Genomic DNA, 21,747 nt, shown 5'->3' on the forward strand with positions numbered 1-21,747 from the left:
TTCTCCTAGCCTCGGGGCCATGCTGATCGGCATCGACGTCGGGGGAACCAAGGCATCGGCCCTGCTGGTCGATCCGGCGACGGACGCCATCGTCGACAGGGAGCTGACCTCCAGCGACGGGGACGGACCCACGCTGGTCGGGAAGCTGGCCGCGATGGCGGGCAGCCTCCGGGAACGCAGCCCTACCCCGGTCAGCGCCGTGGGCCTGGGCATCGCCGGACTGGCCGAACGGTCGGGCACGGTGGCCTGGTCGCCGAACCTGCGCAGCGCCGTCGGCCACCCCGTGGGCCCCGACCTGGAACGGGCCCTCGGGCTGCCGGTGGCCGTCGGCAACGACGCCACCACCGCCACGCTCGCCGAGGCCAGGCTGGGAGCGGGCCGTGGATGCGACGACTTCGCACTGATCACTCTAGGTACGGGTATCGGAGGAGGCTTCGTCCTCGGGGGACGCCTGCAGCGGGGAGCCCACGGCTTCTCAGGGGAGCCGGGTCACATGGTGGTGTCGGCCGACGGCCCGGTCCACGTCACGGGACAACGTGGGCCCTGGGAGTACTACGCGTCGGGGAGCGCCCTGGGACGCCTCGGCAGCGAGGCGGCGTCGGCCGGGGCCTTCGACCGGGGGGTGGCCCTGGCCGGCTCCCCCGACGCCGTCACCGGATTCCACGTCATCGAGGCGCTAGCCGACGGCGACCCGCAGGCCGCTTCCGTGTTCGACCGATGGTGCACAGAGGTGGCACGGGGGGTGGCCAACCTGGTCGTGCTCCTCGACCTCCAGCGTGTGGTGCTGGGTGGTGGGCTGGCCGAGGTGGGTGAGCCGCTGCGGGCCGGCGTCGACTCCGCCATGGGAGGCCTGGTGGCGGGGGCCGATTCCCGGCCGCCGGTTGAGGTGGTGCTGGCGCAGCTGGGAGCTGACGCCGGGGCGCTGGGTGCAGCGCTCCTGGCCGGCGACCCGGACTGACCGGACCGGCTACGGGGACCTACGTCAGAGGCGGGAGCGCGGAGAGCCCAGCGACGTCAGAGGCGGGAGCGCAGGAAGCCCACGGTACGGCCCCAGGCCGTGGCGGCCGCGGCCTCGTCCCAGGTGCCCAGGGGGTTCTCCTCGTTGGCGAAGCCGTGCCCGGTGCCCTCGTACACGTGGAACACCACGTCGCGGCCCGCCTCCCTGAGCTCGGCACCCAGGGCGTTGATGGCCTCCGGCGGGAAGAAGTCGTCGTTCTCGGCCAGGTGGCCCTCGACGGCGGCCGACAGGCCGGACCAATCGGGTGCGCCGTCGCCCAGCGGTGCCCCGTAGAAGGGTGCGGCGGCAGCCACCCGGTCACCCTCCAGGGCGGCGATCAGCAGGGTGAGCATCCCGCCCATGCAGAAGCCGGTCACCCCGACGGCGTCGCCGGTGGTGGCGTCGTGGTCCAGCAGGAAGTCGATGGCCGCCGACATGTCCCGAGCCGCCTGTTCGGGGGGCAGGCCCGTCATGAGCTCCCCGGCTCTGTCCATCTCCGTGTGCTCGGCCATCTCCCCGTGGTACAGGTCGGGGGCCAGGGCCACGAAGCCCTCGCCGGCCAGGCGATCGCAGACCCCCTTGATCTGGGGGACCAGGCCCCACCACTCCTGGAGCACGACCACGCCAGGTCCGCTACCGGTCTCGGGCACCACCAGGTAGCCGCCCGCCGTCGTCCCGTTGGCCGGGAACTCCACCATCACACCCATCGTCGCCTCCTGATCGTCCTCGCCCATCGTCGCCTCCGTCATCCGGGGACACGAACATAGGCCACCTGAGCCGCAGCCCGTCAGGACCCGGACCCGACCAACCCAGACCCCGACCAAGCCCCGGACCATCGGGCAGACTGCACCGACGACCCGAGACCCGAAGGGCCCCATGTCGATAGCCGACGAGAGGTACGTGCGCCTCACGACGTGGACCGCCGATGGCCGACCCAAGCATGTACCGGTATGGATCACCGCCGTCGGCAGGGATCAGGTCGGCTTCACCACCGGCTCGGACTCCTGGAAGGTCCGCAGGATCCGACGGAATCCGCAGGTGCGGATCCAGGCCAGCGACACCGGGGGGACAATCGTCAACGGCTCGACCCCCCGCACGGGAACGGCCCGACTCGGCGACGCCGACGAGTTGGCAGCGGTCCGCACCGCCATCCGCCGCAAGTACGGGTTCGGGGTCGTCGTCGTCGTCGTCTGGTTCATGGGCGCCATCGGTCGCCTCGCCGGCAGGGGTGCCGCCGCCGATTGCGCCCTGGTGATCACCCTCGACTGAACACCGACGTTCGCGCCCGCCCAGCCTTGCCCGACTACCGGACCGGTAGCCTGACCCGTCCCGGCCCCTGTAGCTCAGCGGATAGAGCATCGGCCTCCGGAGCCGTGTGCGTGGGTTCGAGTCCCGCCAGGGGCGCCACCAGGGCACCGTCACCCAGAGCGGAAGACGGTGCCTCCGTCGCGCCCGGCCCGGATCCGGGCACAACCGGGGCCGTGGCTAGGGTGACGTGGATGGCCGCGCAGCGCGAGAAGTGGTCCTTCCAGTGGAAGGAGCTCTACGAGGAGGTCATCGACACCGGCCTCTGCACGGGTTGCGCAGGCTGCGTGATCGCATGTCCCCACGACGTCATCGGCTACGAACACGAACCCGGGAAGTACACCCCGTTCCACCTCGAGGAGGACCTGGGCGCAACCGACTGCGGCCACGGCCAGAAGGGCTGCACGTCGTGCACGCGCGCCTGTCCCCGGTTCCGCAACTGGGAGACCGAGGCCGACCAGCACCTGTTCGCACGGGAGCGCCGACCCGACGAGATGTCCGGCATCTACAAGGACGTCCTGCTCACCCGGGCCAGCGACGACACCGTCCATGCCATGGGCCAGGACGGCGGGCTGGTCTCGGCCATCCTCATCTGGTGCCTCGAGAACGGGATCATCGACGGCGCCCTGACCAGCCACCTGGAGAAGCCGGGCGCAGACGGATCGAACAGCTGGAAGGCCATACCGGCGCTGGCCACCGACAGGAAATCGGTGCTGGCCGGTGCGGGCAGCCGCTACACCTACTCGGCCAACACGCTGGCCCTGCCCCAGGCGGTCGAACAGGGACTCTCGGCCCTCGCCCTCGTCGGCATGAGCTGCCAGACGTCCATAGGCCCGGTCATGTGGCACCGCAAGGTCGGCAAGGTCGGCAGGCCGATCAAGCTGAACATCGGCCTGCTCTGCTCCAAGTCGTTCGACGACTCGATCTTCGAGGAGCTGTTCTGGGCCAAGTACCGCCTCCGCAAGGAGGAGATGGTCAAGATGAACATCAAGGGCGTGTTCCAGATCTGGATGCGCAACGGCGACTACCACGAGGTGAACCTCAAGGAGTGCCACGCCTGGACCCGCGAGGGGTGCAACCACTGCCCCGACTTCGCCGCCGAGCACGCCGACATCTCGACCGGCGGCATCGGCGAGAACAACGACTGGACCCTGACGATCGTGCGCACCGAGTTGGGTCGCCAGATCATCATGAGGATGCTCGAAGAAGGCGTGATCGAGGGCAGACCGGGTGACAGCGACCCGGGTGCCATCGCCCTCATGCACAAGCTGGCAGCCAAGAGCCGGGAGCGGTGGCCGGTATGGGCCAACGAAAGCGCCCGGGTCGGCCTGCCGGCCAGGGCCGGCTGAACCCCCGATGCGTGTGCCGATGGGAACCGGCTGAACCGTAGGGCCGGCGGTCGGACGGGAACCACCGTCCGCGGACCGATCAGGTGGCGCAGGCCTCCGTGGCCTCCACGAACCAGCCGTAGTGCTCACCCAGCATCGCCTTGCTCACGTCGTCCCGGTGTTTGTCAATGAAGTCGTCCAGCTCCGTGAACTCCTCGAACGTGACCGCTGCCTGCACCTGGTCCAGCACGCAGGCACAGAACGTCTTCGCCTTCATCTGGGATAGGTCGTCGTTGGCCGCCATGCAGGCGGCGACGAACTCCCGCTCCACCAGGCCCTCGCCCGATTCGTCGGCCTGGTCCTCCCAGGAGACCGGCTCACCGGACGACACGCAGCCGGCGGCCAGAACAACTACGGCTAGAACGGCGAGAAGGAAACGGAAGCGAATCACGGCGCAGAGGCTATCGGCGGTCCCCCGACCTCCGGCCGGGATCAGCCCGCTGTGGCCAGCTCCCGGGCCCTGTCCAGGACGGCGTCGAACATGGGCTCCGTGAGACGACCTGTGAAGGTGTTCTGCTGGCTGACGTGGTACGAGCAGAGGATGGTCCGGCCATCGGCGAGTGGAGCCTCCACGCCGTGGCCGAACCTCGGCCGGGGTCGGAGCCCGAACTCGGCCGCCGCCGCCACGTAGCCGATCTGCCCAAGGACCACCACGACCCGGACCCGGTCCAGTGCGGCGACCTCCCGCTGGAAGAAGGGTCGGCAGGCCGCCTTCTCGTCGGGCGTGGGCTTGTTTGCCGGCGGGGCGCACTTGACCGGGGCGGTGATGAACACGTCGGTCAGCCGGAGGCCGTCGTCGGGACCGATTGCCTCCGGCTGGTTGGCCAGACCCACCCGGTGGAGGGCCCCGAACAGGAAGTCGCCGGAGCGGTCGCCGGTGAACACCCGTCCGGTCCGGTTGGCACCGTGGGCCGCCGGTGCCAGGCCCACGATGAGGATCCGTGCCGACGGGTCGCCGAACCCCGGCACCGGTCGGCCCCAGTAATCCTGGTCCCGGTAGGCGGCCCGCTTCTCTGTCGCCACCTGCTCCCGCCACGCCACCAGGCGCGGGCAGGCGCGGCACCCCACCACCTCGTCGTGCACCGCCAGCAGCAGTCGGCGTCCATCCATGAAGGCAGGGTAGGTTCGACGGCCATGCCCGGAGACGACCGCTCCCCGACGCTGGTGCTCTACGTGCGCCACGGTCGCACCCCGACCACCGGTGCCCGGCTCCCCGGCCGCGCACCGGGCCTGCACCTTTCCGACGAGGGCCGTGCGCAGGCCGAGGCGTTGGCGGCCCATGTGGCCGGGCTGGCCTCGCACCTGCCCGGAAAGGGCGTGGCGGCCGTGTACGCCTCGCCGATGGAACGCACACGGGAGACCGCCGCACCGATCGCCCGAGCCGTTGGTCGACGGGTCCGAACCGCCTCCGGGCTCATCGAATGCGAGTTCGGCGCCTGGACCGGGCGACGCCTGAAGGACCTCATGAAGCTGAAGGCGTGGTCCACGGTGCAGCACCAGCCCTCGGCCTTCCGGTTCCCGAAGGGCGAATCGTTCGCCGAGATGCAGGCCCGGATCACCGGCCAGGTCGCCGACCTGGTGGCCCGCCACCCCGGTGAGACCATCGTCTGCGTATCGCACGCCGATCCAATCAAGGCGGCACTGGCCCAGGCCCTGGGCTCTCCCCTGGACCTGTTCCAACGCCTTGTGGTCGGCCCCTGCTCGGTGAGCGCCGTGCTCCACGGCCCCGAGCGACCCACCGTGCTGACCGTCAACTCGACCGGCCCGCTGGGCGGGCTCAGCCCGTCGTGACCACGACCGGCGGCACCCCAGGCGACTCCTAGGCTCCCCCACGATGGAACGACCGGAGATCGACTGGGACGACACGGACGCCTTCACCGCGGGCACGGTCGGACCACTGGGGCGGCGGGTCTTCTTCATCCAGGCCCGCCGGGCCGGACAGGTGGTGTCCCTCAAGCTGGAGAAGCAGCAGGTGGCCGGGCTGGCCGACTTCCTGGACGGCCTCATGGGCGACCTCCCGCCGATCGACGAACCGGCCAGCGAGATCGTGGAGACGGCCGCCGAGTTCGACGACCCGGTCGAGGCCGACTGGGTCGTCGGGAGCCTCGGCATCACCTACCAGCAGTCCACAGACCGGCTGGTGCTCATTGCCGAGGAGCTCCTGCGGGACGAGGACCTGCTCCCAGCCCAGGCCCGGTTCCCGATGCGTCGGGAGCTGGTGGCTGCGTTCATCGTCCGGGCCCGCCAACTGGTGGCCGCCGGCAGGCCCCCGTGCCCGTGGTGCGGCGCACCGCTGGATCCGACGGTCGACGGCTGGTGCCCCTGTGCCAACTGACGCGGCGGTCCCGTCACCGACGCCGACGGACCCACACCCGGCAGGAACTGCCCCCGATCCGTTCCGGGAGCGAGGGCCCGTCGAGGACCACATGGCCGTGGAGATCCTCTCGACCGGCGACATCGATGTCCTGGGCCGCATGCCGTGGACGTCCAACGCCACATTCCTCGTAGACGTCACCCACCCGGACACCGGCGATGAACCCGTCCTCCAGGGCGTGTACAAGCCGCGTCGCGGCGAGCGCCCCCTCCACGACTTCCCCACCGGGCTGTACCGACGGGAGGCAGCGGCCTGGGAGCTGGCCCACCAGCTGGGATGGGGGCTGGTGCCTCCCACGATCGTCCGGGACGGACCGTTTGGCGAAGGGTCGGTCCAGCTGTACGTACCGTGCGACTACGAGCAGCACTACTTCACCCTCCGGGACGACCCCGAGCGGTCCGACGACCTCCGCCGGCTGGCGGCCTTCGACCTGGTGGCCAACAACACCGACCGCAAGGCGGGCCACGTGCTGGCCGGCCGCGACGGCCACCTCTGGGCCATCGACAACGCCCTCTGCTTCCACCACCAGTTCAAGGTCCGGACGGTGATCTGGGACTTCGCCGGTGATCCGATCGGCGACGGGCCGACCGCCGACCTGGTCCGCCTGCTCGCCGACGGACTCTCCGAGGGGCTGTCCCGGATGCTGGACCCGTTCGAACGCGACGCCGTGCTCACACGGGCACGTGCCGTCGTCGAGGCCGGCGAGCTGCCCGTCGACGCCAGCGGTCGCCGCGTCCCGTGGCCTCTGGTCTGAGGATGCCCACCGGGAACCCGAACCGGTGAGCGGACGCCACCTCGACCGGCTGCTGGCCGACGGCGACCTCGACGGGCTCCTCCGGCTGATCGACGGTGCCTGCGAGGACGGCGACTGGGAGGCCCTGGAACAGGTCTCCATCCGGTCCCGGGCGGCCCACGACCGGGGCCACCAGCTGTGGCCTGCCGCCGACCATGCCGACCACCGCCTGGCGCTGGAGGCCCCGGCCGAAGCGGCCGTCGCGGCGGTGCTCCGGGACGCCACGACCTTCGGGATCGCCCCGCTGGCCGAAGTGGCGTCGACGTCCCACACCTGGGCCGAGATGGACGTCCACCTCCCTACCGACGCGGCAGGGCCGATCCGCGCCGTCGTCGCCCACGAGAGGGTGGCCCGGGGCGAGGACCTCACCGGCGCCGAGTTGGCCGAGGACCCACTCGGCCTGCCGCTGCGCCTCGCCGCCTGGGAGCCGACGCCCGCCGGGCCGACCATCGGGGCCTACGCCATCGACGACCCGGTACCTGCTCCCGGACCGCTCGCACCGGTCGAGCCCCGGGAGCCGGCGAAGGCGGGCGGGCCCGAGGCGGTACCGGGGCTGGGCGCCCTCCTGGACCTGACGAACGTGTGGACCGAGCAGTCCAACGGCCGACGATCCGCTGTGGCCGTCCGGGGCGACGCCACACAGGCCGTGACGGCCCTGACCGGGTCAGCCGGGCGGAGGCGGGCCCTTCGTGGCGACGAGGCCTTCGGGCTCCTGGCCTGGGCCGGAGCCTCAGGTGGTGCCCATGGGCGACGACGGGGCATGGCCCGTGGCCGGTTCGAGGCGTGGTGGTGCGCATCGGCGCTGGCCGGGCTGGACGCCGACTGGCCGCCTGATGCCGACGACCTGGGCCGCGCCATCGGCGACCTGCGGTGGTGGCGATTCGATGACGGCTCGCCGCCGACCGGTTGGCACCTGCAACTGGCCGTAGAGGACACGCTGGACGGCCTGGCGTGGGCACTAAGCGCCCGGGACTCGGCTGATCCGACGGATTGAGCCCGGTGCGGTGGCCGACGCCACCGCGGGTGGGTCGGGTCTCAGCCCCGGGCTTCGAGTGCCTCGATCAGCCTGGGTAGCACCTTGTGCACGTCACCCACGATGCCGAGGTCGGCGATGCCGAAGATCGGCGCCTCCTCGTCCTTGTTGATGGCGATGATGTTGGCCGAGCCCTTCATGCCCACCAGGTGCTGGGTGGCACCGGAGATGCCGCATGCCAGGTAGACGGTGGGCTTCACGACCTTGCCCGTCTGTCCGACCTGGTACGAGTAGGGCACCCAGCCGGCATCCACCACGGCACGCGACGCTCCGGGCGCCCCCTTCACCAGTTTGGCCAGCGACTCGATCATCTCGTACTTCTCGGCCTCGCCGAGACCGCGACCGCCTGACACCACGATCGTCGCCTCGTCCAGCTTCGGCCCGCTGCTCTCCTCGACGAAGCGCTCCTTCACCGTTGCCGACCCGGTGCCGCTGAGGTCGCCTACGGCAATGTCCACGACCTCGGCCGGGGCACCGCCCGATTCCTCAGCGGTGAACGACTTGGGGCGCACCAGGAAAATGGCGGTACCGGAGTCCGTGAAGCCGGTCGTCACGTCGGTGGTACCGCCGAAGACGGGCTCGCTGCCAAGCAGGCGGTCACCGTCGGCGATCAGGTCGACCACGTTGGTGATGACGGGACGGTCGATCTTGGCCGACAGGCGTCCAGCCACGTCACGGCCGTCGTAGGAGGTGGAACAGAGCAGTACGTCGGGACCGGTCCCGACCTCTACGGCGCCGGCGATCGCCGAGGCGATGCGGGGGCCGGCCAGCGACCCCTCGATGACGCCGATGGTGTGGACGGTGGTGGCGCCGTGGGCGCCCAGGGCGCCGGCGACGGCGCCGGCGTCACCGGACATGACCACCTCGACGGTGTCGGCCAGCTGGCGGGCCCTGGTGAGCAGCTCCAGCGTGGAAGCCGTCGCACCGGCCTCGGTGGCCTCACCGAACACCCAGATCTTCGAGATTCCCATGACGGCCTCCTACAGGACCTTGAGGTCGTCCAGGAACGCCAGGATGCGCTCGTGGGCGTCGCCGTCGTCGTGGACTATCTCACCGGCATCCCGGGCGGGAGCAACGGAGATGTCGATGATCTCCTGGCGGGCGCCGGCCCATCCGACGGTCGCCGGGTCGATCCCCAGGCCGGCCAGGTCGATCTGGTCGACCGGCTTGTTCTTGGCGCCCATGATCCCCTTGAAGGAGGGATAGCGGGGCTCCACCACGCCGGCGGTCACAGAGACCACGGCGGGCAGCGGGCATTCGACCTGGTCGAAGCCGGCCTCGGTCTGGCGCTTCACCGTGGCGACGCCGTCAGCCACCTCGATCTCCTTGCCGAACGTCACCGACGGGTATCCCAGCAGCTCGGCGACCTGGACCGGCACGGTCCCGGTGTAGCCGTCGCTGGACTCGGTGGCGGTCAGGACCAGGTCGGGCTCGCAGCGCTGGATGGCGGCGGCCAGCACCTTGGCCGTCGACAGGGCGTCGGAACCGGCGAGTGCCTCGTCGCTGACCAGCACGGCGCTGGCGGCACCCATGGCCAGGGCGGTACGCAGGCCGCCCACCTCGCCGTCCGGGGCCATGGAGACGAGCCTCACCTCGCCATCGCCGGCGGCGTCCACCAGCTGCAGGCCCATCTCGACGCCGTAGGAGTCCGACTCATCCAGGATGAGCTTGACGTCTCGCTGGAGGGTCTTGGTTTCCGGATCCATCGCACCAGGGTCCGCCGGATCGGGGATCTGCTTCACACATACCACGACGATCATGTCGGAGAGTGTGCCCTGTGCACCGGGCAACGAGACCATCCGTGGACAGGGTTTTCGCTGCGGTTCTCGGTCACCCGGGCCATCGGACGACCCGCCCGACGGCCCGACCTAGGGTTCGACGATGGCCGCGCCAGACCAGATCCGGTGGATGGAGGGATTCCCGCCACCGCCCGAGGCCCGCATCCGCTTCGACGACGGTTCGTTCTACGCCTGGCCCCAGGTCCGCTGGCGTCAGGGTCCTCCCGGAGGTGGTGGCCGACGAGCCGTTCCTGGGTGGCGACCTGGAGCTGTTCGCCCTGGCCGACCTGCAGACCATGCAGGGGTGGTCGTACCGGTCGCAGTGGTGGATCCGCCACCTCGACGGCCATGCCCGGCCGATGGCCCGGGGCGCCCACGGGCAGGTCCTCGCCATCGACCGCCCGGCCGGCGTTGTCGTGGCCCACACGGGGTCGGCCCCACGACCCCCGTCCACCCTGCTGGACCCCGTCCTCCAGCCCCTGCTCGACGCCATCGTCGCCACCGTCCCGTGAGGAGCCTCCGGTGAAGGTCCTGCTGATCGTGAACCCGTCGGCGTCTTCGGTGACGGCCCGTACCCGCATCGTCATCCAGAAGGCCCTGTCGGCCGACCACCGCCTCGAGGTGGCCGCCACCACCCGACGGGGCCACGCAACCCGCCTGGCCCAGAGCGCGTCCAACGACGGCATGGACGTGGTCGTGGTTCTGGGTGGCGACGGCACCCTCAACGAGGCTGCCAATGGCCTGGCCGGAACCGACACGGCGTTGGCCGCCCTGCCCGGCGGGTCGACCAACGTCTTCGCCCGCACCATCGGCCTGCCCGACGACGCTGTCGAGGCCACCGGTGCCCTGCTGGATGCCATCGAGGCCGCTTCGATCCGACGGGTTGGCCTTGGCGCCATTGGCGACCGGTACTTCCTGTTCCACGCCGGCATCGGCTTCGACGCCGCGGTGGTCGAGCAGGTGGAGCGGCGCGGTGGCCTGCTCAAGCGGTTCGCCGGCCATCCCCTGTTCATCGCCGCCGCCGTCGACACGTGGATCCGCCACTACGACCATCGACGCCCGGTGTTCCGGGTGGCCAGTCGACGCCTAGACGAGCCGGGTCCGCCAGATCCGGCCTCAGGGGTCCCGGGCGTGTTCACCGTGTGCCTCAACACGGACCCCTACACATACCTGGGTACCCGGGGCCTATCCCTGGTTCCCGAGGCGACGCTGGACAGCCCACTGGCCATCGTCACCTTCCGGTCACTCTCACCAGGCAGGCTCCTTCCGGCGTTAGCCGGCGCACTGGGGGTAGGCCGGGCGACCGTCGGGTCCAGTCCGTCGGTCGACGTCAGGACCGACGTCGCCGAGGCCGTCATAGCAGCCTCGCGTCCCGTGCCATGGCAGGTCGACGGCGACCACCTCGGCGAGGCGACGACCCTGTCGGTCCGCCACGTTCCGGATGCCCTGGACCTGGTGGTCCCCCTGGCCTCGGCCGCCTTCGGTTGAGCCCGAGGGTGAGGCTCCGACCGGGAACCCGTCAGCCGTCGACCCAGGTTCCATCCAGGTGCCCGTCGATCACCCGACGCGCCACCCCGGGGCAATCGGTGATGATGCCGTCCACTTCCCAGTCGGCCAGCTGCAGGATGCGCCCGGGATCGTCGACCGTCCAGACCACCACCCGGAGGCCCCGCTCGTGGGCCGCCTCCACCATCGACTCGTCGACCAGGGTGTCCCACGGGCACACCGCCCCATGCCCGTGTGCCACCGCCCGGTCCAGCATCAGGTCGGTTCCGTGTCGTTCCATCACCAGCCATCCGGTGGGCAGCGATGGCTCGGAGGCCCGGATGCGGTCCACCGCGGTGATGTCGAAGGATGAGACGAGCAGTTCGTCGGTAGGCCGGTAGGCGGCCACCAGGCCGGCCACCGCCTCGCACACCAGGTCCGAAGCGTCGTGGTCGGGGTCGCCGGGGAGGTTCTTGACCTCCACGTTGACACCCATTCCGTCGCAGGCCTCCAGCGCCTCGGCCAGGTTCAGGACGTCCTCCGGAGAATCGCCGGCCGGGACCTCGCGCACGAGACGCCCATCGCCGTAATGGGCGTCGTGGTGGACCATCAGCACGTCGTCGGCCGACAGCCGGACGTCGAGCTCCACCCAGTCGGCGCCCTGGAGCCGGGCCTCGGTGAAAGCGGCCGCCGTGTTCTCCGGCCTGTCGTGGGATGCGCCCCGGTGGGCCACGACCATGGGCCGCCCGTCTGAGCGGGGATCGGTCACGCAGACCTCCGCGCGCGGACGCCACGTACGGACGATGGGCTGTTCACGCCATCGACCCTAGGGCGGGAACCCGGCTCAGGTCGTGGGCTCATTGGCGTCACCCCACGGGCCGACCAGACGTGCGGCGGGCACCCACACCTCGGCCATGGTCCCGGTCCCCCGCTCCACGGGCAGAAGTCGTATTCGACCCCCCAGCTCGCCCTCAACGAACGTGCGGACGATCGTCAGGCCCAGGCCGGTGACCTCCGACAGGTCGAAGCCCTCGGGGAGTCCCACCCCGTCGTCGACCACACGGACGAACAGGCCGTCAGGTCGCCGATCCAGGTGGATGCCGACCTGGCCCGAACCGACCGGGCCGTCCGACGTGCCGTCGTCCGCCAACCCTGACCCCGGCGGGAAGGCATGGTCGACGACGTTCTGGAGCAGTTCGGTGAGGACGACGGCCATCGTCGTCGTGACCTGCCCGGGCAGCACCCCAGCATCACCTTCGACGGTGAACGCCAACGGCCGCAGGGGCGACGACACGCTCTCCTCGACCACCCGGACCAGGGGGCTCACGATCTCCGAGAACGCCACGTCGGCCTCGGCGCTCTGAGCCAGCGTCTCGTGCACCACCGAGATCGCCCCGATGCGGCGAACCGATTCATCGAGCGCCGCCCGGGCCTCAACTCCCTGCAGGCGCCGGGCCTGGAGCCGCAGCAGTGACGAGATGGTCTGCAGGTTGTTCTTCACCCGGTGGTGGATCTCCCGGATGGTGGCGTCCCTGGACACCAGCTGGCGGTCCCGCCGACGCAGCTCGGTCACGTCGCGTACGAGCACGATGGCGCCCGTGGCCGTCCCGGACTCGAGCAGCGGGAAGCAGTGGCTGACCACCGCCACCTCGTCGTGGCGCTCCATTTCTTCGATCACGGCCGAGCGACGGGCGAACGCGGCACGCAGCATCGACGACCCGAGCCCCGTGTCGTCGAACCGGGCACCGATGACTCCCCGGGTCATCCCGAGGCGATGGAGCAGGGAGACGGCATTGGGCGAGGCGAACTCGATCCTTCCTTCGGAGTCGACCAGCAGCAGGCCGTCGCCGACCCGTGGGGTGCGGTGGCGGAGCCGTTCCTCCTCGCGGTACGGGAACTCACCGGCCTCCAGCATCATGGCGAACCTGTCGAACACCGTCAGGTAGGTCCTCTCCTGCTCGCTGGTCGGTCGGTCGACGGGCCGTATACGTTCCCGCGCCATCACAGCGACCGTCGTGTCGGAACATCGGACCGGCACGGCAAGCAGGTTGACGTCGCGGTCGGCCCCGACGTTGACGGTGCCGGAGGTGGCTGAACCGGTGGCGAACGCCTCGGCGACCAGCGGACGGCGGAGTGGCTCGAAGACATGACCGACCAGGTCCGCGCGGTAGAGGGTGGTGCCGGTGGTGGGCCGCACGTGTCCCAACAGGATCAGCGGCGCCTCTGGATCGCCGCGTCGGCGTCCGAAGAGGAGCAGGTCGGCAAAGGAGAGGTCGGACAGCAGCCCCCAGATGCTGACCAGGTCCTGGAGGTGGCCTATGTCGGCATCGTCGAGTTCCGTGTGCGCCCGGGCCAACTCGGCCAACGTTGCCACGGTCCGACCCCGCCGTCAGCGGTCAGCCGAAGCCGACCGGGTTCTCGGAACCTGCCGCGCCGATGTCCACGTAGGCGATCCTGCCTGAGGGCACGCCCACCTGGCGTCCCCTCACGTCGGTGAACCACAACACGGCCTCTCCACCGGCGACGGCGGCATCCACGTCGGCCCGCAGGGCGCCAACGTCGGTGTCGTCGGCCATCTCGACCCTGATCTCCCTGGGGTTGTCCCTCACACCGATTCGCAGGTCCACGTCATGCTCCTCCGGGGTATCCGGTCCTGGTCCGAGCCGAGGGCTCAGACGATCCTGAGTTCCCTGTGCCGACGCTTCGTCGGCTTCATGTCCACGTCGATGGTCCTGGCCATCTCTACGAACAGCGCTCCCACCTCGGTCGACGGGTCGCCGGCGACCGGACGACCACGGTCGGCACCGTCGCACAGTGCAGGCACCAACGGCACCTGCCCTACGAGGGGCACCTTCAACAGGTCGGCGAGGGCCTGACCGCCACCCGCACCGAACAACTCGTACCGAGTGCCGTCGTCGCCGGTGAACCACGACATGTTCTCGATGACGCCGTGGACCTTCAGGTTGACCTTCTCGGCCATGAACGCCGCCCGCTGGGCCACCGACTGGGCCACCACCTGCGGCGTCGTGACGACGTACATCTCGGCGGTGGGCAGGAAACCCGCCAGCGAGATGGAGATGTCACCGGTACCGGGGGGCAGGTCGACCAGCAGGTAGTCGGGCTCGTCCCAGTAGACGTCCGTCAGGAACTGCTCGAGCGCCTTATGGAGCATCGGGCCCCGCCAGATGACCGGCTGGTCCTCGTCGGCGAAGAAACCCATCGAGATGCAGCGCACACCGTGGGCCTCCGGTGGGATGAGCATGCCGTCGATCACCGTCGGAGAATGCGACACGCCCAGCATCCGCGGAATGGAGAAGCCCCAGACGTCGGCGTCGACCACGGCCACGTCCCTGCCCAGTCCGGCCAGTGCCACGGCCAGGTTGGTGGTGACCGAAGACTTGCCGACCCCACCCTTGCCCGACGCGATGAGCAGCACCCGGGTGGACGAGTTGGCCTCGGCGAACGGCACGGCCCGGCCCTCGGAGTGCCCGTAGGTGGAGTTGGTTCCGGCGGTGGCCGACGGGTCTCCGTGGAGGCCCTCCCGGAGTTCCTCCCGCTCCTGGTCCGTCATGACGGTGAAGTCGACGCCGATGGCCTCCACGCCGTCCAACTGCGAGACGGCGTCGCTCACGGACTGCTGGATCTCGGCCTTCAGCGGGCACCCGGGCACGGTCAGGGCTATCTGCACCTCGACACGTGATTCGTCGATTCGAACCTCCCGGACCATGCCGAGGTCCACGATGCTGCGGCGGAGTTCCGGGTCCTGTACAGGCCGGAGGGCCTCGATAACCTGGATTTCGGTGACCGCCACGGGTTCTCCTCGGCTGCGGTGGGATCGGCCCCACCATCGGATCTCGTCGGCATCCACCAGCGACCGGGTGACCGGCAGAAACAAGCGGTGGACCCGGCCGGATGGCCGAGGTGCCGTATTCGTTAGAATATCCACGTGGATGGAGCCCCCCTCACGGCCACCGAGTTCGCCTCGGCGGTCACCGCCATCACCGGAGCCTTCGGCGACCGGACACGCCGGAACATCTACCTGCGCGCCCGGGAGTCCGAGGACGGGGTGACGGCCGGCGACACCGCAGAGGCGTTCGACCTCCACCCCAACGTTGCCCGCCACCACCTCGACAAGTTGGCGGCCGGCGGCTACCTGGAGATCGTCGTGGAACGCCAGGAGGGCGCCTCGGCCGGGCGGCCGTCGAAGCACTACCGGGTCTCCGACCCCGGTACCCCGCTCGAGCTGCCGCTCCGCCAGGATGCCGTGCTGGTCAGCCTGCTGGGTAGGGCCCTCGCCCTCCTGCCTGCCGACCAGGCCGAGGCGATGGCCGAGGAGGTCGGCATCGAGGTGGGACGGAACATGGCCGAGGCCATCGGCGAACAGGGGGTCCACCGGTCGTTCCGCTCGGCACTCCAGGTGGTGGCCGAGGCCCTCACGGCCCACGGCTTCGCGGCACGGGCCGAACACACCGGCGACGACCGCCTGCGCATCGTCTCCGAACACTGCCCCTTCGGTGGCGTTCCGATCGAACACCCGGTGATCTGCGCCGTGGACCGCGGCCTGGTCACGGGGATGCTGGCCGCCCTGTACGGAGAGGCGAAGGCCGAGATGCGGTCCTCGCTGCCCATGGGCGACGCCGTGTGCATCACCGACGTGACGGCCTGAACCCGCCGCTGCGCCCGACCTTTCGTGACCCGCCACTACCTCGACCACGCCTCCACCTCGCCGGTGCTCGAGGCCATGGGGGTCGACGCACAGCGTTCGCTGCGCCTCTCCGTCGGCTGGAACACCACCGATGCCGACCACGACGCCGCATTGGACGCCGTCCCGGGGATCCTCGGCGACCTGCGGTGACGATCCTCCTGGTCCGCCACGGGTCGGCAGGCGACCCCTACCGCTGGTCGGGTGACGACGTCGACCGACCGCTGGATGCAGGTGGCGTCGTCCAGGCCAGCCGGCTGAATGCCGCCGTGGCCGAACTCCACCGGCCGGTCACCCAGGTCATGAGCAGCCGGGCCGTCCGGTGCCTCCAGACCGTGGGGCCTCTCTGCGACCAGCACGGCGTGGAGCCGGAGGCGGTGGACACCCTGTTCGAGGGAGCCGCGGACATGACCACCCTGCTGGTCCGTGACCTGGCCGTCACGGATGGCAACGGGTCTGTCACGGTCCTGTGCAGCCATTCCGACGTGATCCTCGACGTCATCAGGGACCTGGTGGCAGACGGCGCCGGCCTCAGCGGAGGCCGCGGCTGCGGCTACGCCTCGATCTGGGAGCTGACGGCCACCAACGGTCGGGTCGAGCACGCCCACTACCGGGCGACCCCCTGACCCCGGTCGCTGCGCCGGTGGGTCAGGAACCGCTTCCCGTCCCGGCGACCAGCAGGCCCGTCCCGACCAGCAGGTCGACCAGCTCGGCGGGAGGCCCGTCCAGCCCTGTGAACGTCGCCACGTCGATAGCGGCATCCTCCGGCCGGTCGACCAGCGTGGCCAGGACCGCCGCCCGGTAGGCCAGGCCGTACGGATCCACCGGGTCCACGGCAAGAGCCTCGTCCAGGCTTGCGAGGCCCCGCTCGACCAGCTCCGGCGACCGGGTGGCCGCCAGCAGCCAGCCCCGCTCGGCCAGCAGGGCGGCGGCATCCGGTCGGGATTCCAAGCCCGAGTCCAACAACTCCACGGCGGCCAGCAACTCCCCGGACGCCGCCAGGCCGGTAGCGATCCGCTGGCGCAGACGACTGGCCGCCAGCAGGTCGCCCACGATCGGCGGGGCCTCCAGTTCGTCCAGCACCACGAGGTCCCCGGCAGCCCCCACGTGGTCGCCGTCGGCATGGCGCTGCGACGCCCGGAAGACACGGACGTCCGGATACGCCGGGTCGACGGCGACCGCCTCATCCAGGTCGGACCGCCCCTGAGCGGCATCGCCGGTCCTCCAACGGACCCAGCCCCGGTAGGCCAGGGCCTCGGCGTTGGACGGCTGGATCTCCAGCACCCGGGTGTAGAGAGCGACGGCCTCGTCGGGGGCCGCCACGCCGGCCTCTACCAGCAGGGTCCGGGAGGAGGACCTGATGTCTCCGCTCAACGTGTCGCCGGCCGACCGGTCGCCGGCGGTGCCGGCCACCAGCACGCCGGCCAGGACGGCCACAGCGACCACCGCGGCCAGCACCAGCGGGCGCCGTGGCGCAGGACCGCCACCGCGACCCTGCCACCGCCGGACCGACGCCACCCCCCCGGCCAGGGCCACGCCGCCGACCATGACCGGAAGCACCCAGACCAGGCCGACGAGGCCGTCACCGCTCGGCATGTAGTCGATGTCCTCGCCGAACCGGTCGACCAGCATCGACCTGATCTCGCCGTCGGTACGACCCCGGTCGACCATGGTCCTGATGGTCGACCGGATGGTCCGGGCGATCGGTACGTCGGACTCACCGAGCGACTGCCCCTGGCAGACCGGACAGGCGAAATCCCCGGCCAGGTCGCGGACGCGGTCGGCGTTGGTGAGCGCCGGCCGCTCCGCCACCTCTGACACCACCAGGCTGCCCACAGCCACGACCAGCACGAGGAGCCAGGTGAGGCGTCGACGAGAGTCGCCGGGCCTCATGGGACGACCGCCACGGCACGGGCCAGCAGGTCCTCCAGGTCGTCCAGGGTCACGCCGCCGATCACCTTCGCCGCCACGTGCCCCGACGGGGTGACCAGGTACGACTCGGGAACGGCCACCACTCCCCAGTCCACGGCGATCCGTCCCGTGTCGGCGGTGAGGACCGGCCAGCCACCCCCGTGTTCGACGAAGAAGGCGGCCACGGTCGACGGCCGGTCGTCGAAGGCGACGGTCACGATCCGCACGTCGTCGGCACCGGAGTGGGTGGCGGCGAACGCCACCAGCTCGGGGTGCTCCCTGACACAGGGCACACAGGTGGTGGAGAAGAAGTTGACAAGCACCCAGCGACCCCGCTGGTCGTCCAGGTCCCAGGTCGAGCCCTCTATCGTCGTTCCCACGACCGCAGGGGCCACGGCTCCGACCAGGTGGGTGGTCATACGGTCCCGGTTGGTGTCGCGGGTGGCGAACACGGCGATCAGGAGGGCCAGCACGAGGCCCACGGCCAGCGCCGCGGACCGGACCGGGCTCACGCCGACACCCCGTCCGACGACCGCCTCTCCGCCTCTGCGCCGTCGCCGTCACGCCGTCGCGCAGCGCCGGCTCCGGGCACGGCGGCCAGGGCCGTCCCGACGGCCATCACCGCGCCACCCACCCACAACCAGAGCACGAGGGGCTGCACGGTGACCCGCAGGACGGTCGTCGTCGACCCGTCGTCGGGCACGGCCAGTACGGCCAGCTGCAGGTCGTCCCTCAGGGTGGACCGGGTGGCCGGCGTCCCGATGGTCTGGCCGGCGAAGGGGAACATGCTGATGGCGGGAAGGTATGGGTGCCCGTCGACGCGCACCGAGACGCGGATCTCGGTCTTCTCCGGAAGGTCGACGGTGGTCAGGCCGTCGAAGACCAGCTCGTGTCCGGCGAAGGAGGCCCGGTCGCCGGGCCGGTCGAACCGGAACTCGGCCTGCCTGACGAAGGCCGAGGAGCAGGCGAGCGCCACGGCCACCACGGCCACACCGACGTGGACGACCATGCCGCCGCTGGAGCGTCCGACGAGGCCCCGTAGGCCCCGGGCCCGCACGGCCATCCAGAGTTGGCGGGCCGCGCCGCCGATCGAGAACCCCGCAAGGCCCACGGCCAGGGTCGGCGCCCACCCCCGGCTCCCCACAACCACTGCCAGCAGCATCGACGCAGCACCGAAGACGGCCGGCCAGCGCAGGCGGGTGGCCAGCAGCACAGCGGTGGCCCGCCCCCACGGCAGGACCGGTGCCACCGCCATCAGGAAAAGGAGGGCGAACCCGATCGGCATGGTCATGCGCTCGAAGTACGGGTTGCCGACCGAGATCCGGTCCCCATTGGCGGCCTCGACCAGCAGGGGGAACACCGTGCCCAGCAGCACCACGAAGGCGAACGCCCCGAATAGCAGGTTGTTGAACAGGAACGCCCCGGTACGCGAGACCGGCGAGTCGATCGAACCGGCCGTCCGCAACTCGTCTCCCCGCCAGGCGATGAGGCCGACGGTCGTGACCACCACCAGCCCGAAGAATCCCAGCAGGAGAGGGCCGATACCGGACTCCGTGAAGGTGTGGACCGACTCCAGCACCCCCGACCGGGTGATGAAGGTACCGAGGATGGTCAGCGAGAACGTGGCGCAGAGCAGCGACAGGTTCCAGACCCGCAGCATCCCCTGGCGCTCCTGGACCATGACCGAGTGCAGGTAGGCCGTGCCGGTCAACCACGGGAGGAACGAGGCGTTCTCCACCGGGTCCCACGCCCAGTAGCCGCCCCACCCCAGGACCTCGTACGACCACCATGCGCCCAACAGGACCCCCACCGTCAGGCAGCCCCAGGCCATGAGCGTCCAGCGGCGGGCCTCCAGCAGCCAGCCCTCCCCCATGCGACCCGTGGCCAGCGACGCCACCGCCAGGGCGAACGGCACGGTGAAGCCCACATAGCCCAGGTAGAGCACCGGCGGGTGGAACGCCATGAGGACGTGGTTCTGGAGCAGTGGGTTGGGGCCCGGGCCGTCGTAGCCGGCCCACGGCTCGAAGCGGGCGAACGGGTGGGCCGGACCGGCCAGCAGGAGGAAGAAGAAGGCGCACACCACGAACAGCACCAGCAGTGCCCAGCCCACGACGGGATCGTGCAGCCGGTGCCGGAACCGTCGTACCACCAGCACCACGTAGCCCACCAGGATCAGGACCCACAGCAGGATCGACCCCTCGAGCGCCGACCAGAGGGTGGCCACGTTGAACAGGGCCGGGGTGCGGTGGCTGCCGTGTTCGGCCACGAACGCAACGGTGAAGTCGCGGGTGATGAGCGCTCGCTCCATGACCGCCACCTGACCTACCGCGGCGATGGCCACCAGGGCCACCCAGGCACGGGACCGCACCACGAAGACGGGATTACGGGTCGCGAGGCCCCAGGCCACGCTGAGCAGGCCGGCCACCGAGGCGGACAGCCCGAGGGCGACGAATGCCGTGCCGAGGGTGGCGTTCAACCGGTCTCCCCACAGGGCTCCAACTCGGCGCCATCCGACCGGTAGTCGTTGTCGTGCTTCACCACCATGTGGTCCGTCCGGAGAAACCAGCCGTCATCGGCCGCTCCGGAGAGACCGTCGACGCCGGGTGGCCGCCCGGCGGTCCAGGCGCCCTGGAGCACCACCGGCACCCCGGGCTGGAACAGCTCGGCCGGATCGCCCATGTGGACGACGTCAGCCAGCACGTCGCCTGCGCAGAGGGTGAACACGACGGCCGATCCGCCATCCAGCTCTGCGACCACAAGCCCGGGCTCCGGGGTTCCGACCACGCGGAACCGGCCGTCACCCAGCTCGGACCGCAGCTCGACAGCCTCGGCCACGTCGTAGAAGAACAGCGAGGCGTCGCCCAGCGTGCGAAGCAGGACGTACACCAGGGCACCCACCACCACCAGCACGAGGGCGATGGCCCCGGGGCGACGGGTCCCGGCCCCCGGCCTCGACGGCCGGGGCGTCAGGTCCAGGGGCGACGGCTCCGGTCCGGCGTCGTCAGCCACCGTCGGTCCCCGGGGACTCCAACCACCGACGGTGGCCCTCGGGAACCAGGGCGCTCAGCCGGCGACCGCGCCTGACCACGCGGAGGGCATAGCCGCCCAGCACGGCCAGGGAGATCCCCCAACCGGCGATCAGGTAGCCGAGATGGGTCATGGCGACGCCTCCCCGGCCGGTCCGTCCCGACCACCGACGGCGGCATCCAGCTCGGCGGGAGACGTCTCGCCACGACGTTCGGCTATGGCCGCCTCGATCCCGTGGTCGATCGCCGCCTGCTCCAGCCATCCGACCCGGAACCTCTGCAGGATCAGCCAGCAGACCACCAACCCGAAGGCCAGGAAGCCGAACATGAGGGTGAACAGCGTGAGGTCCTCGATCTTGAGCTCCTCCAGCGTGGACTGCTGGTGCAACGTGCGGTTCTCCCACCATGCCACCGACCTGTTCACTAGCGGGATGTCCAGTACGGCCACGAGGGCCACCACGGCCGCCCGCCGCGCCTGGCGCCGGGGATCGGCGGTCGTGCGGCGCAGGGCCAGGTAGCCGGCGAACAGCAGGAACAGAACCAGCGTGGTCATGAGGCGCACGTCGCCCCACTCCCACCAGGTGTTCCACACCGGGCGACCCCAGATCGAACCGGTGACCAGCACGAGGCCGCAGAGCACGGTGCCCACCTCGGCCGCCGAATGGGCCATGACGTCCCACCAGCGCGTGCGCTTCACCAGGACGCCGACGCTGGCCACCGCACACAGGAGGTATGACACGTACATGAGAACGGCCATCGGCACGTGCAGGTACAGCATGCGAACGGCATCGAGCTGGCCGAACTCCTCACCGGTGGTCGGGTGGATCCGGACGTCCGGCCCGGTCAGGACGAAGGCCAGGACGCCGAGTGCCGCAAGTCCCACCAGGGCGGCGCATCCCAGCAGGCGCGAGCCGCGGGACCCTGTGGTGTCTCGTCGCTCGTCTCGTCCGGCCAT

27 protein-coding genes and 1 tRNA gene are annotated in these 21,747 nt (G+C 70.7%); 13 read left to right on the plus strand and 15 right to left on the minus strand.

The features are described from left to right. Positions 1 to 19 precede the first annotated feature (19 nt). Positions 20 to 958 carry an ROK family protein gene (locus MK177_05085; protein ID MCH2426691.1) on the plus strand — a complete coding sequence of 313 codons (939 nt, stop codon included), beginning with the start codon at positions 20 to 22 and terminating at the stop codon, positions 956 to 958. Positions 959 to 1,014: 56 nt separating this feature from the next. On the opposite strand, the gene MK177_05090 is transcribed toward MK177_05085, so the two are convergent. Further along, positions 1,015 to 1,746 carry a dienelactone hydrolase family protein gene (locus MK177_05090; GenBank protein ID MCH2426692.1) on the minus strand — a complete coding sequence of 244 codons (732 nt, stop codon included), beginning with the start codon at positions 1,744 to 1,746 and terminating at the stop codon, positions 1,015 to 1,017. 127 nt (positions 1,747 to 1,873) lie between these two features. On the opposite strand from MK177_05090, the gene MK177_05095 reads away from it, so the two are divergent. The 3 genes from MK177_05095 to MK177_05105 all read left to right on the plus strand — a co-directional run bounded on the left by MK177_05095 (position 1,874) and on the right by MK177_05105 (position 3,651). Continuing rightward, the gene (locus MK177_05095; protein ID MCH2426693.1) at positions 1,874 to 2,266 is read left to right on the plus strand and encodes a PPOX class F420-dependent oxidoreductase; all 393 of its coding nucleotides are present in this window, start codon (positions 1,874 to 1,876) and stop codon (positions 2,264 to 2,266) included. Between the two features lie 63 nt (positions 2,267 to 2,329). Then, positions 2,330 to 2,404, plus strand: a tRNA-Arg gene (locus MK177_05100). A 92-nt stretch (positions 2,405 to 2,496) separates the two neighbouring features. Next, on the plus strand, positions 2,497 to 3,651 hold the full coding sequence (locus MK177_05105; GenBank protein MCH2426694.1) for a Coenzyme F420 hydrogenase/dehydrogenase, beta subunit C-terminal domain: 1,155 nt from the start codon (positions 2,497 to 2,499) through the stop codon (positions 3,649 to 3,651). Positions 3,652 to 3,730: 79 nt separating this feature from the next. Here the strand turns inward: MK177_05105 and MK177_05110 are convergent, their stop codons facing one another. Further along, positions 3,731 to 4,081, minus strand: a complete 351-nt coding sequence (locus MK177_05110) for a hypothetical protein (protein MCH2426695.1) — start codon at positions 4,079 to 4,081, stop codon at positions 3,731 to 3,733. Between the two features lie 41 nt (positions 4,082 to 4,122). Next, the gene (locus MK177_05115) at positions 4,123 to 4,800 is read right to left on the minus strand and encodes a uracil-DNA glycosylase (GenBank protein MCH2426696.1); all 678 of its coding nucleotides are present in this window, start codon (positions 4,798 to 4,800) and stop codon (positions 4,123 to 4,125) included. Positions 4,801 to 4,824: 24 nt separating this feature from the next. Here MK177_05115 and MK177_05120 point away from each other — a divergent pair, with 24 nt between their 5' ends. The 4 genes from MK177_05120 to MK177_05135 all read left to right on the plus strand — a co-directional run bounded on the left by MK177_05120 (position 4,825) and on the right by MK177_05135 (position 7,851). Next, positions 4,825 to 5,481: a histidine phosphatase family protein gene (locus MK177_05120; protein MCH2426697.1), complete on the plus strand. Its 657-nt coding sequence runs from the start codon at positions 4,825 to 4,827 to the stop codon at positions 5,479 to 5,481. Between the two features lie 43 nt (positions 5,482 to 5,524). Beyond that, positions 5,525 to 6,025 carry a DUF3090 family protein gene (locus MK177_05125; protein MCH2426698.1) on the plus strand — a complete coding sequence of 167 codons (501 nt, stop codon included), beginning with the start codon at positions 5,525 to 5,527 and terminating at the stop codon, positions 6,023 to 6,025. 91 nt (positions 6,026 to 6,116) lie between these two features. Continuing rightward, complete coding sequence (locus MK177_05130) at positions 6,117 to 6,818, plus strand: SCO1664 family protein (protein ID MCH2426699.1); 702 nt, start codon at positions 6,117 to 6,119, stop codon at positions 6,816 to 6,818. Positions 6,819 to 6,843: 25 nt separating this feature from the next. After that, a complete protein-coding gene (locus MK177_05135) occupies positions 6,844 to 7,851 on the plus strand; it encodes a hypothetical protein (GenBank protein ID MCH2426700.1) in 1,008 nt (335 codons plus the stop codon). Positions 7,852 to 7,892: 41 nt separating this feature from the next. Here the strand turns inward: MK177_05135 and MK177_05140 are convergent, their stop codons facing one another. Further along, positions 7,893 to 8,861: an electron transfer flavoprotein subunit alpha/FixB family protein gene (locus MK177_05140; protein MCH2426701.1), complete on the minus strand. Its 969-nt coding sequence runs from the start codon at positions 8,859 to 8,861 to the stop codon at positions 7,893 to 7,895. Between the two features lie 9 nt (positions 8,862 to 8,870). Continuing rightward, entirely contained in the window at positions 8,871 to 9,689 is an 819-nt protein-coding gene (locus MK177_05145) for an electron transfer flavoprotein subunit beta/FixA family protein (GenBank protein MCH2426702.1), read from the minus strand. A gap of 212 nt (positions 9,690 to 9,901) precedes the next feature. On the opposite strand from MK177_05145, the gene MK177_05150 reads away from it, so the two are divergent. After that, positions 9,902 to 10,180, plus strand: a complete 279-nt coding sequence (locus MK177_05150) for a hypothetical protein (protein MCH2426703.1) — start codon at positions 9,902 to 9,904, stop codon at positions 10,178 to 10,180. 10 nt (positions 10,181 to 10,190) lie between these two features. After that, positions 10,191 to 11,156 (plus strand): hypothetical protein, encoded by a 966-nt coding sequence (locus tag MK177_05155; GenBank protein ID MCH2426704.1) that lies wholly within the window; start codon positions 10,191 to 10,193, stop codon positions 11,154 to 11,156. 31 nt (positions 11,157 to 11,187) lie between these two features. Here the strand turns inward: MK177_05155 and MK177_05160 are convergent, their stop codons facing one another. From MK177_05160 to MK177_05175, 4 genes are all read right to left on the minus strand, one after another. Further along, on the minus strand, positions 11,188 to 11,922 hold the full coding sequence (locus MK177_05160) for a glycerophosphodiester phosphodiesterase (protein ID MCH2426705.1): 735 nt from the start codon (positions 11,920 to 11,922) through the stop codon (positions 11,188 to 11,190). Positions 11,923 to 11,997: 75 nt separating this feature from the next. Then, entirely contained in the window at positions 11,998 to 13,527 is a 1,530-nt protein-coding gene (locus MK177_05165; protein ID MCH2426706.1) for a PAS domain-containing sensor histidine kinase, read from the minus strand. A 22-nt stretch (positions 13,528 to 13,549) separates the two neighbouring features. Further along, entirely contained in the window at positions 13,550 to 13,780 is a 231-nt protein-coding gene (locus MK177_05170) for a DUF3107 domain-containing protein (protein ID MCH2426707.1), read from the minus strand. 44 nt (positions 13,781 to 13,824) lie between these two features. Continuing rightward, entirely contained in the window at positions 13,825 to 14,964 is a 1,140-nt protein-coding gene (locus MK177_05175) for an Mrp/NBP35 family ATP-binding protein (GenBank protein ID MCH2426708.1), read from the minus strand. A 135-nt stretch (positions 14,965 to 15,099) separates the two neighbouring features. Here MK177_05175 and MK177_05180 point away from each other — a divergent pair, with 135 nt between their 5' ends. From MK177_05180 to MK177_05190, 3 genes are read left to right on the plus strand one after another with little or no spacing between them, the layout of a single operon-like run. After that, positions 15,100 to 15,819 carry a helix-turn-helix domain-containing protein gene (locus MK177_05180; GenBank protein MCH2426709.1) on the plus strand — a complete coding sequence of 240 codons (720 nt, stop codon included), beginning with the start codon at positions 15,100 to 15,102 and terminating at the stop codon, positions 15,817 to 15,819. A gap of 24 nt (positions 15,820 to 15,843) precedes the next feature. Then, positions 15,844 to 16,008 carry a hypothetical protein gene (locus MK177_05185; GenBank protein ID MCH2426710.1) on the plus strand — a complete coding sequence of 55 codons (165 nt, stop codon included), beginning with the start codon at positions 15,844 to 15,846 and terminating at the stop codon, positions 16,006 to 16,008. Next, the gene (locus MK177_05190; GenBank protein ID MCH2426711.1) at positions 16,005 to 16,481 is read left to right on the plus strand and encodes a histidine phosphatase family protein; all 477 of its coding nucleotides are present in this window, start codon (positions 16,005 to 16,007) and stop codon (positions 16,479 to 16,481) included. The genes MK177_05185 and MK177_05190 overlap by 4 nt, the downstream gene beginning before the upstream one ends. A 22-nt stretch (positions 16,482 to 16,503) precedes the next feature. Here the strand turns inward: MK177_05190 and MK177_05195 are convergent, their stop codons facing one another. Genes MK177_05195 through MK177_05220 form a run of 6 tightly spaced genes read right to left on the minus strand, consistent with a single transcriptional unit; the run spans position 16,504 to position 21,747 of the window. After that, positions 16,504 to 17,748: a cytochrome c-type biogenesis protein CcmH gene (locus tag MK177_05195; protein MCH2426712.1), complete on the minus strand. Its 1,245-nt coding sequence runs from the start codon at positions 17,746 to 17,748 to the stop codon at positions 16,504 to 16,506. Then, on the minus strand, positions 17,745 to 18,278 hold the full coding sequence (locus MK177_05200) for a TlpA family protein disulfide reductase (GenBank protein ID MCH2426713.1): 534 nt from the start codon (positions 18,276 to 18,278) through the stop codon (positions 17,745 to 17,747). Before MK177_05200 ends, MK177_05195 begins: the two co-directional genes overlap by 4 nt. Then, the gene (ccsA, locus tag MK177_05205) at positions 18,275 to 20,242 is read right to left on the minus strand and encodes a cytochrome c biogenesis protein CcsA (GenBank protein MCH2426714.1); all 1,968 of its coding nucleotides are present in this window, start codon (positions 20,240 to 20,242) and stop codon (positions 18,275 to 18,277) included. Before ccsA ends, MK177_05200 begins: the two co-directional genes overlap by 4 nt. Then, positions 20,239 to 20,775, minus strand: a complete 537-nt coding sequence (locus MK177_05210; GenBank protein MCH2426715.1) for a cytochrome c maturation protein CcmE — start codon at positions 20,773 to 20,775, stop codon at positions 20,239 to 20,241. The genes ccsA and MK177_05210 overlap by 4 nt, the downstream gene beginning before the upstream one ends. Beyond that, positions 20,768 to 20,926, minus strand: coding sequence for a hypothetical protein (locus MK177_05215; GenBank protein ID MCH2426716.1), 159 nt, complete (start codon positions 20,924 to 20,926; stop codon positions 20,768 to 20,770). The genes MK177_05210 and MK177_05215 overlap by 8 nt, the downstream gene beginning before the upstream one ends. Continuing rightward, the gene (locus MK177_05220) at positions 20,923 to 21,747 is read right to left on the minus strand and encodes a cytochrome c biogenesis protein (GenBank protein MCH2426717.1); all 825 of its coding nucleotides are present in this window, start codon (positions 21,745 to 21,747) and stop codon (positions 20,923 to 20,925) included. Before MK177_05220 ends, MK177_05215 begins: the two co-directional genes overlap by 4 nt.

The organism is Acidimicrobiales bacterium (assembly GCA_022452145.1).
Lineage (GTDB): Bacteria > Actinomycetota > Acidimicrobiia > Acidimicrobiales > MedAcidi-G1 > UBA9410.

What these genes read in the sequence shown, in the direction of transcription:
- MK177_05085 (MCH2426691.1), top strand. Translation starts at nt 20, where the DNA reads ATGCTGATCGGCATCGACGTCGGGGGAACCAAGGCATCGGCCCTGCTG.
- MK177_05090 (MCH2426692.1), bottom strand. Translation starts at nt 1,746, where the DNA reads ATGACGGAGGCGACGATGGGCGAGGACGATCAGGAGGCGACGATGGGT.
- MK177_05095 (MCH2426693.1), top strand. Translation starts at nt 1,874, where the DNA reads ATGTCGATAGCCGACGAGAGGTACGTGCGCCTCACGACGTGGACCGCC.
- MK177_05105 (MCH2426694.1), top strand. Translation starts at nt 2,497, where the DNA reads ATGGCCGCGCAGCGCGAGAAGTGGTCCTTCCAGTGGAAGGAGCTCTAC.
- MK177_05115 (MCH2426696.1), bottom strand. Translation starts at nt 4,800, where the DNA reads ATGGATGGACGCCGACTGCTGCTGGCGGTGCACGACGAGGTGGTGGGG.
- MK177_05120 (MCH2426697.1), top strand. Translation starts at nt 4,825, where the DNA reads ATGCCCGGAGACGACCGCTCCCCGACGCTGGTGCTCTACGTGCGCCAC.
- MK177_05125 (MCH2426698.1), top strand. Translation starts at nt 5,525, where the DNA reads ATGGAACGACCGGAGATCGACTGGGACGACACGGACGCCTTCACCGCG.
- MK177_05130 (MCH2426699.1), top strand. Translation starts at nt 6,117, where the DNA reads ATGGCCGTGGAGATCCTCTCGACCGGCGACATCGATGTCCTGGGCCGC.
- MK177_05140 (MCH2426701.1), bottom strand. Translation starts at nt 8,861, where the DNA reads ATGGGAATCTCGAAGATCTGGGTGTTCGGTGAGGCCACCGAGGCCGGT.
- MK177_05145 (MCH2426702.1), bottom strand. Translation starts at nt 9,689, where the DNA reads ATGGTCTCGTTGCCCGGTGCACAGGGCACACTCTCCGACATGATCGTC.
- MK177_05195 (MCH2426712.1), bottom strand. Translation starts at nt 17,748, where the DNA reads ATGAGGCCCGGCGACTCTCGTCGACGCCTCACCTGGCTCCTCGTGCTG.
- MK177_05215 (MCH2426716.1), bottom strand. Translation starts at nt 20,926, where the DNA reads ATGACCCATCTCGGCTACCTGATCGCCGGTTGGGGGATCTCCCTGGCC.
- MK177_05220 (MCH2426717.1), bottom strand. Translation starts at nt 21,747, where the DNA reads ATGGCCGGACGAGACGAGCGACGAGACACCACAGGGTCCCGCGGCTCG.